Below are 13,205 nucleotides of genomic sequence, written 5' to 3'. Positions count from 1 at the left end.
GTCTTTATGACCGTGGGGCTCGTGATAAGGTTCTTTTCTGTTTTGTTTTTGTTGGGTGTCTGAGGTTAAAGTTGTAAAAGTAAGTTATAAAGTCGGGGAGTGCCCTTAGTATATTATGTAAGTCTTTCCTTGCAGTTTGTATCTGATGCGCCCGGTAGCAGAGAGGGCGTCGAGAATCTGAGTGAGCGTCTGCTCGTCGCGGTTAAAGGTAGCATAGAAGTTGAGAGTGGCGAGCTGCCTGTCGGCAATCACGATGCGCTGGTGGTAACTGCGAGAGAGCGTAAGGGCTATCTCGCGCAGGGTGGTGTCATGAAACATCAGTACTCCCTGGGTCCACTGGCGTGACGCTTGGGCGACGGAAGACTGGATGGTCATGTTCTTGGAGCCTTTCTCAAAGACGGCACACTCGTTGGGTTGCAACTGGTATTCACGGTTGGCAGAGTCGGCATGGCTGCCTAAGGCTACGCGACCTTCGACGAGAGTGACCATAGCATTAGGGTCGTCGGGGTAGTCGCGGAAGTCAAACTTGGTACCGAGCACGCGCAGCTTGAGAGCGCTGGAGTTGACATGGAAGGGGAGTTTCTCGTTATGGGCAACTTCGAAGTAGCCTTCACCCACGAGCTTCACATTGCGTTCGCGAACACCGAAACCCTGAGAGTAGGTGATGCGTGAGCCGGCATTGAGCCAAACCTGTGTGCCATCGGGGAGGGTCATACGGGTTGTGGAACCTAAGGGGGCTTCGACGCTGATGTCGGCGAAGCGAGACTCTACCATATCCTGTCCCTTTATATAAAAGAGGTAGGAGAAGACACCCACGGTGACAAGAAGGATGGCAGCGTAGCGCATCATATACATCACGCGGCGATGGCGACGCTGACACTGATGAGCATGCACGCACTCCATAAACTTTTTGTAGGCAAGCACTTTGTCATATTTAGCCAGCTGCTCCATATTGGGAATGGACATCCACATAGTGTGAAGCTGTCTGAACAGGCGGGAGTTGGCTTCGTTGGCATCGCGCCACAACAGGAGTTCAGCGACCTCCTCAGTACTGAGGTTGTCACTGAAATAGCCTACCATCAAGTCGTAAAAATGTTCGTCTTGCACGTCGTTGTCGATTTGATATACATCAATAAGACGAAAAATATCTTAAATGGGGTAGTCAAAAATGCGATTTTTTTCAAAAAAAATCAATTTTCCACCATTTTCACCGATATTTTTAGCCAAAATTAGCACTTTGGGGATGAGAGAGGGGCTATTTACACAAGGAATAAGGACCAGGCAGATGATGCTGACACTTTATTACTTCATGTTTACCACTACACCTTATTATATATATAGACTTACTGCTCCATAAAAAATAAATACAAAAAGCCTCGGCGTCTTCTGAAGGCTCCGCCTTTGTGGCGATAGACGCAGCCGTCAGCCGGAAAACAATTTTCCTTCGTGCCGCCAGCGCCATCACCACCGTCATGCACAGCATGACATCAGAAGACGCCAAGGAACAAAAAGCGGCCTGCGGCCGTAAAAAAAAGTCCAGCTTACGCCGGTAAAAAAACAATATCTGGGAGGAGGCCCCTCGACTGCTCCCAAAAGCCCCTCTCTAACTCTCCCCAAGGGGAGAGAAAGCCAAAGCACCCCAGATTAACGCATTAAGATAGAACTCCTTTCCCTAAGGCAAGGCTGGGATGTTGCCCGTATTAAACCTGTTCCACTTGGTGAAGGTTGGAATGCCCCCCTATTAAACTCAATCCACTTGAAGAAGGTTGAAATGGTTGACGCTGAGCTCCTTCCCCTTGGGGAAGGTTGGGATGGGGCTTATCCTTGGCAACTCTGTAGGAGTTGCGATTCCCCAGCCCAGGGTTGCGGGCGAAGAACGCTACCCTGGGTATCAACCAAACTAATCATAGCTACTCTGTAAGAGTTGCGATTAGCCGAAGGCGTTACTCGCAGTTGATATTTTGCCCTATCACAAAAGGATAATTAACCGAACCACCACCGATTAACGCATTGGAATAGAGCTCCTTCAACGCGGAGAAAGTTGGGATAGGACTCGTGTTTGGGATGGCCACAAGCAGCGGCAACTCTGTAGGAGTTGCGATTCCCCAGCCCAGGGTTGCGGGCGAAGAACGCTACCCTGGGTATCAACCAAACTAATCATAGCTACTCTGTAAGAGTTGCGATTAGCCGAAGGCGTTACTCGCGGCAGGAAATGCGCATGCTATTAGTGCGAATTGTTACCCACAGCAAGCCATTTATTGTTTATCCATTAAATTGCAAATGTCGCTGCCTCCATTTATATACGCGCCATGGAATGAGATGGCGCAAATAATGTATTCATTTTTTGTTCCGGCGAACAGCCGGGCTTTTTTTACCGCCAACGGCGGCTTTTTGATTTTGTTCCTTTTCAGCCTGCCATCGAGCAGGCGCGGCGGTGGGTGGTGGCAGATATCCGAGAGCCCGCTCTCGGGAATATCCGCAACCACACGCAGACGCATAGGGCGAAGCCCTGAAAAGGAACAAAACTTTTTGTATCATCTCCACACCCTCATTATATATATAGGACATACAATACGAAAGAACGGTTTTGAATTAAAAATAAAGAAAAAATCAAGAGAATGCGATGTATATCAGCGAAAATATATAACTTTGCGTATTGGCATATACGCCATATCTGAAACAATGTCTAAAATTATCGTTCAAAATACACCTATCACAGTTCTCTTCGTTAGAGGAACAGGATTATATCTCCCTCACAGATATGGCAACTGCCAAAGAGGGCGACAACCGTTCTGCCGATATAATCAAGAACTGGTTGCGAAACCGCTACACTATTGAATTTCTTGGTACTTGGGAGATGATTCATAATCCTGATTTCAAAGTGGTCGAATTTGACCACTTTAGAATGAGTGCAGGTTTGCCGTCCTTTGTGTTGAGTGCTTCTGAATGGATAGAGCGCACAAACGCAATCGGAATAATAGTAAAGAAAGGTCGCTATGGAGGTACCTATGCTCATAAGGATATAGCTTTTGAATTTGGTTCGGCAATAAGTGTGACGTTCAAACTTTATCTTATCGAGGAATTTCAGCGGCTCAAAACGGAGGAACAGCGGTTATTAGGTTGGTCGGCGAAACGTGAGTTATCGAAAATCAACTACCGCATACATACCGATGCCATAAAGCAGAACCTTATCCCTGCCGAGGTTACTCCGGCACAGGCAAGCATCATCTACGCCAATGAGGGCGATGTGCTGAATGTGGCAATGTTCGGTGTTACGGCAAAACAATGGCGCGAGGCAAATCCCGACCTCAAAGGAAACATACGCGACTACGCCACAATCAACGAACTTATCTGTCTGTCAAATATGGAAAACCTTAATGCGGTTTTCATCGAACAAGGCATGACTCAGAGCGAGCGGCTTGTGAAGCTGAACCAAATAGCCATTCATCAGATGAGCGTACTGGAAAACGGCGACAATGATAGAAAATTGTTAAAATAAAAATGCAAACATTATGAAAAACTTCTTATTGGTTTTGTGCATGGCATTTTTGCCAATGCATATAATGGCTAATACACAAGATACAATTATTGGTCGACCGTTGAAGTCTTTTGACCTTTCAGCATTCTGCTCTTACAACAGTTTTCATCCGAGCGAATATCTGACAGATAACAATTGGGATATTCTTTGTGCCTTTGTTCAGTCTGGTTCTGCCGCAAAATTGGACTCACTTGGTATTCCTTAAAACAGAAGTCAACTTAGATTGCTTGAAGTTGGCGATTTGTTGATGTGTAATAACGAGCATTATACTACAAAAATGCACATTTTCGGGAAAAGTGAGACACAACAAATCCGCCGACAGTCAAAAGATTTTGCCGACAGCATTTTCCCGAAAATCGAGCCCAAAATCAGACGGCTGGTGGGTGCTTTTGATGAGGCCAGATATTCCCAACAGACCTATAGTCTTATATTTTCGTATCTGCTGGATAATTACATTTGGGAGGACGAGTTCCTGTCATCGCCACGTAGCTGCGAAAATCATGGCACATGGTCGGGAGCCTATTGGGCTATGTTTGAAAGCCGCAACCATGATAAAATCGGGACTAATGGCTACGGTCCTGTAAAACAGAACTGGACCGATAATCTGGGCTATTGGATGAGTATGCCCAAGATTATGACATTTGCACGTGAAGTGGCGGCTAATAGCGGCAAGCGTATCGAAAAACAAGAAGTCATTGATGCCGTCGCAGGCTGGGGTCTCACCGACGAAAATAGCAATATCCTTATTCCTGTGATATACCGGAACAACAATGACAAAATCGATCTCCTTTGCCGGGATATAACAACAGATTTAAGTCATGCTGTCAAGAAGCATTGCATATCATGGGGTAAGGCTCACAATATTGCTTCACAACAGTTGAGTCAGGTGATATTTTATCACGAAGTGATGTGGGATTTGCTTGACATTCTTGAATCAAAGGGTATTATCTCAATGCCAGCAATCCTGAAAGGGGAAGAAGTCGGCAAAGAGCACTTTGGTGACATCTGTTTCATAGTCTTAGATTCCGCTGCAGAGTGAATTTCAACTAAGCGAGGGAGGATTGCAAATGTCACTGCCTCTAATTATATACGCGCCATGGAATGAGATGGCGCAAATAATGTATTCATTTTTTGTTCCGGCGAACAGCCGGGCTTTTTTTACCGCCAACGGCGGCTTTTTGATTTTGTTCCTTTTCAGCCTGCCATCGGGCAGGCGCGGCGGTGGGTGGTGGCGGATATCCGAGAGCCCGCTCTCGGGAATATCTGCCACCACACGCAGACGCATAGGGCGAAGCCCTGAAAAGGAGCAAAACTTTTTGTATCATCTCCGCAACCTATTAATTACTCGCAGATGAAATTATATCCAATATCCTGGGGACAAAAACCTACTACAGGTAACGCCTTAGGCTAAGCGCAACACCTACAGAGTTGCTATACCTTATTATATATGTACCCAGGGTAGAGGCGCTGCGCCCCTCAACCCTGGGCTATGAAATCGCAACTCTGTCAGAGTTGCCGAGGGTGCGTACTTCCTGCTTTCAACAAAAGGGAATGAACGACAGCAGCCCCTCTCTAACTCTCCCCAAGGGGAGAGAAAGCCAAAGCACCCCAGGTTAACGCATTAAGATAGAACTCCTTTCCCTAAGGAAAGGCTGGGATGTGGCCCGTATTAAACTTGTTCCACTTGGTGAAGGATGGAATGCCCCCCTATTAAACCCAAACCCCTCGAAGAAGGTTGAAATGGTTGACGCTGAGCTCCTTCCCCTTGGGGAAGGTTGGGATGGGGCTTATCCTTGGCAACTCTGTAGGAGTTGCGATTCCCCAGCCCAGGGTTGCGGGCGAAGCACGCTACCCTGGGTATCATCCAAACTAATCATAGCTACTCTGTAAGAGTTGCGATTAGCCGAAGGCGTTACTCGCAGTTGATATTTTACTCTTTCACAAAAGGGACAATTAACCAACCCACCACGGGCAAACGTGTTGGGATAGGACTCCTTCCCTTTGGGGAAGGCTGGGATGGGGCTTCCCCCCCACCGAAGCCAACGGGGAAAATGAAAGTGCGGCCCTGACTGTGGGGCCGCACATCATCAAACATTTCAAAGAGATATTATTAGCAGATTAGTCAATTCAAAAATATGTTGTCAAAATTCAAGTGGTCACCAAGGGCAACGATAACACCAACCATGGCTGCGACACAAATGTCGAGAGCCAACAGAATGACGAGATGTCTGACACGGGCTGCACACGAGTAGCAATGCGGCGAAGCGAAGAGACGGTCATAGTGGATGCAAGTTGCTTATGTTTATCACTTTGATATCCATAGGCAAAAATAAGATATTTGCCACAAAGCGGGTGTAACCTTGCGTAACTTTTGTGTCGCTTTCCTAACATTTAGGTGTCGCTTTGGTGGGAAAGAGACTACTGATGGGAAGAAAAAAGATGGCTGGTAGCGTGAGATTAGAAGCGCACGTAAGGACGGAGACGCTCGATGTCGGCGGCGGTGAACGCAGAGAGCAGACGCAGCTGGTCGAGGCTGGCGAGGGGACCCTTCAGCCGACGATAGTCGCAGATGGCGCGCGCCTGGAGATAGTTGATGTAAGGATGGCGCTTGAGTTGGGAGAGCGAGAGACGGTTGATGTCGAGGCGCTGGATGTCGCCGGCATCGACGGTGAAGAAAGGAAGAGCCTCCTCGGGGAAGTCGTCAATCTCGAGCAACTGACGGGCATGGGCATAGCCACCCAGACGCTGGCGGTAAGCGACAATGCGGCGGGCGTAGTAGGCACCGATGCCAGGCACACGGCGCAGGAGCGTGGTATCGGCAAGGTTGAGGGCGATGCGCTCGGAGTTGCGCAATTTGACAGGATAGCGCAGGCTGTCGGAAGAGGCTTTGGGCCGCTCGTCATGGACGGCATAGACCTCCGATGCCGGCAGATAGTCTGCCGAGATGCGTATATAAGGCTCGAGCTCGCGATACTGCTTGGCGGTGAGACCGTAGAGGCGCGCGAAGTCGGACGGACGGCGGTAGACTCCACCCTTGGCACGGTAGTGATAGATGTTGCGCACCTGATAGGGCTGCAGACCAAGGCTGAGCAGCTGGGTGCTGTCGGCGGTATTGGGGTCGAAGGGGGCATAGACCACCTGGCGCGAGGGTGTGGCATAGGTATAAGCACGCCGAGAGTCTGTGCCCACGGCGCTACGCTTGCTGCGGGTGCTGTCGGCAGCGGCGATGGGAGTGGTGTCGGCACTGGGCCACAAGAGATGATAGCCTATCACCCCGAAGGCAAGGACTGCCAACAGGAAGAGGACAACCACGCGGTCGCTCTTGCAGAGGTAATAGGGGCGGGACAACTTCATCGCTATATATAATATAATAAGGTGTAAGGTGGTTTATCTTCAGCAGCCTGGGCATCAGAAGACGCCGAGCTGATGGAGGAAGACGGCGAGGATGGCTGTGGGACAGACATAGCGCACAAAGAACAGGTAGACGCCGAAGACCCTGCACGACACGGTGCCCCAGTTGGTAAACTCGTCGCGCACCAGCTTGCGCGGCACTGCCCACCCGATAAACAGGCAGGTGAGGAAGCCACCCACGGGGAGGAATATCTGACCCGTCACAAAGTCGAACCAGTCGAAGAGAGTGCGCCCGCCGAAGCTCAGCCATGGTATATCGCTGAACGAGAGCGAACAGAAGATGCCGATAAACAGGCTGCCAGCGGTGACGAAGGTGGCAGCCGTGCGGCGCGTGATATGCAGTTCCTCGATGAGGAAGGCTGTGCTCACCTCGTGGAGCGACATGAGCGACGTGATGGCTGCCAGCGACAGGAGGGCGTAGAAGAACACCGACACGAGCATGCCCACTAAGGGCACGGCGGCAAACGCCTGGTTGAACACGTTGGGCAGGGTGACAAAGACGAGCGAGGGGCCGCTGCCGGGGTTCACTCCCACGGAGAAGGCGGCAGGGAATATCATCAGTCCAGCCAGCACCGCTATCAGCGTATCGAGCAGTGACACCTGCAGGGCCGACTTCAACAGATTGGTCTGACGCTTGAAGTAAGAGGCATAGGTGCAGATGCAGCCCATGGCGATGCTGAGCGAGTAGAACGACTGACCGAGGGCGCCGAGGAAGGCGTCGCTGTCGAGTTTGGTGAAGTCGGGCTTGAAGAGGAACTCCATGCCGCGCTCGCCACCGGGCAGGAGGCACGATGCCACGACGATGACAAGGAGCAGGATGAAGAGCGTGGGCATGAGCATCTTGGAGGTACGCTCAATACCGCTGCGCACACCGTTGACAATCACCAGACAGGTGATGACAAGGATGGCGAGCGTCCAGATGACGGGGCGCCAGGGGTCGGAGGAGAACTCGGCAAAATAGCGGTTTACGAAGTCGGCATTGCCGGTGAGCTCGCCGAAGAACGAGGCATAGACATACTGCAGGCACCAGCCAGACACCACGGCATAGTAGCCCATGATGAGAAAACCGGTGGCGACACCCAAGAGACCCACATACTTCCAGGCGCTGCCGCCGGAGAGCAGGGAGTAGGCGCGGTAGGTGTTGGACGCACCGTGACGGCCGATGATAAACTCGGAGAGCATACAGGGGATGCCCAGCATAAGCACACAGCAGATATAGACCAGAATGAAGGCTGCGCCGCCATTCTCGCCCGTCATATAGGGAAATCGCCACACATTGCCCAGTCCGACGGCACCGCCGGCGGTGGCAAGTATCATTCCCAGTTCGGTTCCGAAATTACCTCTTTTTTCCATCATTTTCCCTCAAATAACTACTATTTTTATGTCGTACGTACTAATAATCGTCGTGGTTGATACAAAAGTAATGAATTTTATTTACTTTTGTCAGCAAATCGAAGAGAAAAATGAAAAGTATATGGAAATTGTGTCGAGACTATCCCTTCTCGACACTGTGTATCATCGTGATATGGATACTGTGTATCATCCCCATTCCCGAGACGCCGCTGTCTGAGGTAAGCATGATAGACAAGTGGACGCATCTGGTGATGTATGGCGGACTGTGTGCCATGATATGGACAGACCGCGCCCGGCTGCGCCTCACCTCCGACCGCCGGGGGATGGTGGTCTACGCCCTGCTGCTGCCCATCGTGATGGGCGGGGTGATAGAGCTGGTCCAGGCCTACTGCACCGGCGGCACGCGCAGCGGGGAGTGGCTGGACTTGGCTGCCGACAGCCTGGGCGTGCTCATCGGCCAACCTATCGGTATGCTTCTGGCAGCGTGTCACGCCAGGTGGCGTAAGGGGCGCGCAGAAGATTAGAGTTGTAGAAACGGCGGTCGCCGGTAACCTCGACAGCGATGAAATCGGGCTTTTCAAAGGGTTCGTCCACCGAAGCCAACTCTATCTCTGCCATAACAAGCCCGGCATTGTCGCCGAAAAACTCGTCCACTTCCCACACGTGGCGGCCATCGGCGCTGCGCACGAGATAACGGTTCTTGTCGATGACTCCACCCCGGCACAGACGCAGGAGGTGGCTCGCCTCGTCGAGGGTTATCTCCTTCTCAAACTCATAACGGCTGAGTCCGCCGTCCTGCGAACGGCTCTTGATGGTGAGGTAGGCATGGTCGTCGCGTACGCGGACACGCACCGTGGCACCCTCGGCAGGGATATAGCCTTGCTGGATGTGGGTACAAGAAAAGGCAACACGCTTGTACGCATCGCCTTTCCTGACCAGAAACTTACGTTCTATTTCTACACCGCTCATTGCATCAATACCATAGCGTAACCTATCACGGCAAGAGTCAATACTACCATGGTTACTATCAACCACTTCATCACGTTCTTGCCTTCCTTCTCCTGCATGGCTGCCTTCTTGGCGCGGCGCATCTTACTTTTTTCGCTCATAGTTGTTATGTTTTTAGGTTAATATATCGATGTTCCTTTTAGGGGCTCAATCTTCATCGTCGGTGACAGGGAACTCCATGAGATAAGCCTTGATGAAGTCGTCGATTTTGCCGTCCATCACACCGTCGACATCGCCAGTCTGGTAGTTGGTGCGGTGGTCCTTGACGCGACGGTCATCGAAGACATAGCTGCGTATCTGGCTTCCCCACTCTATCTTTTTCTTGCCGGCTTCAATCTTGGCCTTGGCCTCGAGACGCTTCTTCATGGCGCGGTCATAGAGCTGCGACTTGAGCAGACGCAGGGCGTTCTCGCGGTTCTTGGGCTGGTCGCGCGTCTCGGTATTCTCGATGAGAATTTCTTCCTTCTCGCCGGTGTCGGGGTCTTCATACTGATAGCGGAGGCGCACTCCCGACTCTACCTTGTTCACGTTCTGACCTCCGGCACCACTGGAGCGGAAGGTATCCCAAGAGAGGCGGGCGGGCTCGACCACCACCTCGATGGTATCGTCGACGAGGGGCGAGACGAAGACGCTGGCAAAACTGGTCATACGCTTGCCCTGGGCATTGAAAGGCGATACGCGCACGAGGCGATGCACGCCGTTCTCGCTCTTCAGGTAGCCATAGGCATACTCACCGCCTTCTATCTCCATAGTGACGCTCTTGATACCGGCTTCATCGCCTTCCTGCAGGTCTGCCACACGCACTTTGTAGCCGTGTGACTCTGCCCAACGCATATACATACGCATAAGCATCGACGCCCAGTCCTGGCTCTCGGTACCGCCAGCGCCCGAATTGATTTTCATGACGCAGTCCATCGGGTCTTCCTTCTGTCTCAGCATGTTCTTGAGTTCAAGTTCCTCGATGGCTTTGATGGCTTTGGCGTAGTCGGCGTCGACTTCGTCCTCGGTCACCATATCGTCGTGATAGAAATCGAAGGCCAGCTGCAACTCGTCGGCATATTCGCGTGCCGCCTTGTAGTCCTTGAGCCAACGCTCAATGCCCTTGACCTTCTTCATCTGTTCCTGTGCGCGCTTGGGGTCTTCCCAGAAGTCAGGCGCCTGTGTGCGGAGCTGTTCTTCTTCAAACTCCACCTTCTTTTGGTCGATGTTCAGGTAGCGCGCCAACGCATCGGTGCGCTCCAGAACGTCTTTCAACTGATCACTTGTTATCATTTATTCTTCGTACATCTTGTCTATCGTCTCCTTGTAGTTCTTGTAGACGACAGCTCGTTTCAATTTGAGGGTGCTGGTCAGCTCTCCATTCTCCATGGTGAAGCCATGGGGCAGGAGGGTAAACCGCTTGATTTTCTCATAGTGGGCCAGCGTCTGCTGGAGGGTGTCGATGCGCTCGGTCATCATGTCGTGGATGCGCTTGTCGGCACAGAGCTCTTCGCGCGAGCCAAACTCGATGTGGTTGTCACGGGCGTAGGCTTCGAGCAGACGGAAGTCGGGCACGATGAGGGCGGCGACAAACTTGCGCTGGTCGGCGATGATGGCAACCTGGTCTACATACTTGTCGACGAGCAGCATGGACTCTATCATCTGGGGCGCGATATACTTGCCGTTGGATGTCTTGAAGAGGTCCTTGATACGCTCCTTGAGGAAGAGCTCGCCCTGGTCGTTGATGTAGCCGGCGTCACCCGTGCGGAAGAAACCGTCGGCAGTGAAGGCTTCGGCGTTGACCTGGTCGCGCTTGTAATAACCCGGCGTGATGGTCGGGCCCTTGAGCAGCACCTCGTCGTTGTCGCCAATCTTGACCTCGATGCCAGAGAGCGGACGACCCACCGAACCGATGGTGAACGGTTTGCCCTTGTGGTCGCAAGAGACAGTGGCAAGGCTTTCGGTGAGACCGTAGCCCACGACCATGTTGATACCGATGGAATGGACAAATTCTTCGACTTGGGGCGACACAGCGGCGCCGGCAGTGGGGAAGATATTGGGGTGGTCGAGACCCAACTGCTTGCGCACGAGGGCAAGCACGGTACGGTCATAAATCTTGTATTCGGCAGCGAGGGCAAGCGACGGGCGACGGCCGCGGGCCAGACAGTCTACATTGTACTTGTGACCCACATGGAGGGCACGGTGGAAAAGACGCTGCTGCAGGGCGCCAGCATTGTCCATACGGTCTTTGACAGCGATGTAGACCTTCTCCCAGAAGCGCGGAACCGATGACATACACGTGGGGTGGGTCTCGCGCATAGCCTGCTGTATCTGCTGGGGATAGGTGTTGATAATCAACTGGGCGCCAACCGACAGGCAGAGGTAAGCCCAACCTCTCTCGAAGATGTGGGTGAAGGGCAGGAAGTCGATGACGCGGTCGTTTTCAGAGACATCAACAAACTCATAGTTGGCGTGAAGAGCCGCATGATACTGCCCGTAGGTGAGCATCACGCCCTTGCTCTCGCCGGTGGTACCACTGGTGTAGAGGATGTTGCAGAGGTCGGTGTAGTTGGCTTCCTTCCAGCGCGTCTCAAGTTCAGACTGGCGGGGCAGCCCCTTGCCCAACTTGATGAAATCGCTGAAGTAAAGGGCATTGGAGTCGTGGGTATCGATATTCACGCTGTCATCATAGACGATGATGCGCTCGAGCGTGGGGCAGAGGTGGAAGATGCGCAACGCCTTGTCATACTGGTCCTGCTCGCCTACGAAGAGGAAGCGCACCTTGGCATCGTTGAGCACATAGAGTATCTGCTGCTCGCTATTGGTGGCGTAGAAAGGCACGGTAACGGCGCGCACGCCATAGGCACCGAAGTCGGTATAGAGGTACTGCACACAGTTCTGTGAGAAAACGCCTATATTTTCCTGAGGTTTCACGCCGAGATTAAGCAGCGCGTTACTTACCTCCTTTACACGAAGAGAGAAATGCTGCCAAGATACTGAGCGCCATTTCTTTTCTCCAAATCTCTGAAAAGTAAGTGCCGTTCGCTCTCCGTACTTCTTGGCAAGGTCGTGAATGATCACCGAAAGATGACTATTGATTTGCATAAGCAATAATATTTAGTTTATGCAAAGGTAGTGCAAACCGAAGAGATTACAAAATAAATTCATTTATTTTTAATCTTGAGGTGCAGCCTACCTTCACGCCTTAGGCGTAAAGGAGTGCAAACCGAAGACAATACAAAGAAAAAACGTAGTTTTTTTCATTTTGGATTGTTGAGGTGCAGCCTACCTTATCCAAAGGTAGTGCAAACCGAGCGAAATACAAAATAAATCTATTTATTTTTATTTCCGAGGTGACGCCTATCTTCACGGCTTCGCCGTAAAGGTAGTGCAAACCGAAGAGATTACAAAATAAAATCATTTATTTTTAATCTTGAGGTGCAGCCTACCTTCACGCCTTTAGGCGTAAAGTAGTGCAAACCGAAGACAATACAAAGAAAAAACATGAGTTTTTTCGATTTCTACGGAAGAGCCGTCGTTATGTTTAAGTTGATGCAGATGCCAAACAAAAACATTTCAAGTCACGAAATGACGATTGCAAACCGCGATTTTATCATTTCTGACTTTGATTTCATCATTTCAAGCCACGAAATGTGCTTAAATGAGGCCCTCTGACAAGTTGGCGCCACGCCCCACCCCATTTCCGAAGCCCTCGCACACACTCCCGGGCACCACGATGAAGGCAGCGCGACCCACAGCCCATCGCAGATATATGTGCCGAAAAGCAAAAAAACATGAGTTACAGCACCAATATCAATGATTTTTTGCTTAACTTTGCCCGGGATGGACGGTGTCTCGGCATTTGAAGCAAGTTTCATGATGCAGAGTTGCACCATCTACACCCACGAAACACGCC

General features: G+C 51.3%; 11 protein-coding genes and 1 pseudogene. 4 read left to right on the top strand and 8 right to left on the bottom strand.

All coding sequences use genetic code 11. The annotated features are described in order from the left end of the window. Positions 1-105 precede the first annotated feature (105 nt). Both CIK95_RS00605 and CIK95_RS13020 read right to left on the bottom strand, forming a co-directional pair. The gene (locus CIK95_RS00605; RefSeq protein ID WP_144007664.1) at positions 106-1,107 is read right to left on the bottom strand and encodes a FecR family protein; all 1,002 of its coding nucleotides are present in this window, start codon (positions 1,105-1,107) and stop codon (positions 106-108) included. Positions 1,108-2,255: 1,148 nt separating this feature from the next. Further along, on the bottom strand, positions 2,256-2,498 hold the full coding sequence (locus tag CIK95_RS13020) for a hypothetical protein (protein WP_158215046.1): 243 nt from the start codon (positions 2,496-2,498) through the stop codon (positions 2,256-2,258). Positions 2,499-2,682: 184 nt separating this feature from the next. On the opposite strand from CIK95_RS13020, the pseudogene CIK95_RS00600 reads away from it, so the two are divergent. From CIK95_RS00600 to CIK95_RS00595, 3 genes and pseudogenes are all read left to right on the top strand, one after another. Then, a pseudogene (locus CIK95_RS00600) lies at positions 2,683-3,499 on the top strand (KilA-N domain-containing protein). A 13-nt stretch (positions 3,500-3,512) separates the two neighbouring features. Next, positions 3,513-3,743, top strand: coding sequence for a hypothetical protein (locus tag CIK95_RS12640; protein WP_144007663.1), 231 nt, complete (start codon positions 3,513-3,515; stop codon positions 3,741-3,743). 18 nt (positions 3,744-3,761) lie between these two features. Continuing rightward, a complete protein-coding gene (locus CIK95_RS00595; RefSeq protein WP_094465982.1) occupies positions 3,762-4,577 on the top strand; it encodes a hypothetical protein in 816 nt (271 codons plus the stop codon). A 1,418-nt stretch (positions 4,578-5,995) separates the two neighbouring features. On the opposite strand, the gene CIK95_RS00585 is transcribed toward CIK95_RS00595, so the two are convergent. Together CIK95_RS00585 and CIK95_RS00580 are read right to left on the bottom strand one after the other, a co-directional pair. Beyond that, positions 5,996-6,892 carry a helix-hairpin-helix domain-containing protein gene (locus CIK95_RS00585; protein ID WP_094465981.1) on the bottom strand — a complete coding sequence of 299 codons (897 nt, stop codon included), beginning with the start codon at positions 6,890-6,892 and terminating at the stop codon, positions 5,996-5,998. A gap of 54 nt (positions 6,893-6,946) precedes the next feature. Then, the gene (locus tag CIK95_RS00580; protein ID WP_094423129.1) at positions 6,947-8,305 is read right to left on the bottom strand and encodes a sodium-dependent transporter; all 1,359 of its coding nucleotides are present in this window, start codon (positions 8,303-8,305) and stop codon (positions 6,947-6,949) included. A 107-nt stretch (positions 8,306-8,412) separates the two neighbouring features. Here CIK95_RS00580 and CIK95_RS00575 point away from each other — a divergent pair, with 107 nt between their 5' ends. Continuing rightward, positions 8,413-8,826 (top strand): VanZ family protein, encoded by a 414-nt coding sequence (locus CIK95_RS00575; protein ID WP_022310690.1) that lies wholly within the window; start codon positions 8,413-8,415, stop codon positions 8,824-8,826. Here CIK95_RS00575 and CIK95_RS00570 read toward each other — a convergent pair. Genes CIK95_RS00570 through CIK95_RS00560 form a run of 4 tightly spaced genes read right to left on the bottom strand, consistent with a single transcriptional unit; the run spans position 8,765 to position 12,394 of the window. After that, positions 8,765-9,271 (bottom strand): CYTH domain-containing protein, encoded by a 507-nt coding sequence (locus CIK95_RS00570; protein WP_094387263.1) that lies wholly within the window; start codon positions 9,269-9,271, stop codon positions 8,765-8,767. The genes CIK95_RS00575 and CIK95_RS00570 overlap by 62 nt on opposite strands. Beyond that, complete coding sequence (locus CIK95_RS13265) at positions 9,268-9,411, bottom strand: hypothetical protein (protein ID WP_022310688.1); 144 nt, start codon at positions 9,409-9,411, stop codon at positions 9,268-9,270. The genes CIK95_RS00570 and CIK95_RS13265 overlap by 4 nt, the downstream gene beginning before the upstream one ends. A 46-nt stretch (positions 9,412-9,457) precedes the next feature. After that, the gene (prfB, locus tag CIK95_RS00565) at positions 9,458-10,582 is read right to left on the bottom strand and encodes a peptide chain release factor 2 (protein ID WP_094387264.1); all 1,125 of its coding nucleotides are present in this window, start codon (positions 10,580-10,582) and stop codon (positions 9,458-9,460) included. Then, positions 10,583-12,394 carry a long-chain fatty acid--CoA ligase gene (locus CIK95_RS00560; protein WP_094387896.1) on the bottom strand — a complete coding sequence of 604 codons (1,812 nt, stop codon included), beginning with the start codon at positions 12,392-12,394 and terminating at the stop codon, positions 10,583-10,585. It lies immediately after the preceding gene. Positions 12,395-13,205 lie beyond the last annotated feature (811 nt).

This window comes from Prevotella sp. P5-108 (assembly GCF_002251385.1).
Taxonomy (GTDB): Bacteria; Bacteroidota; Bacteroidia; order Bacteroidales; family Bacteroidaceae; genus Prevotella.
This window is presented reverse-complemented; position numbering and strand designations above follow the sequence as displayed.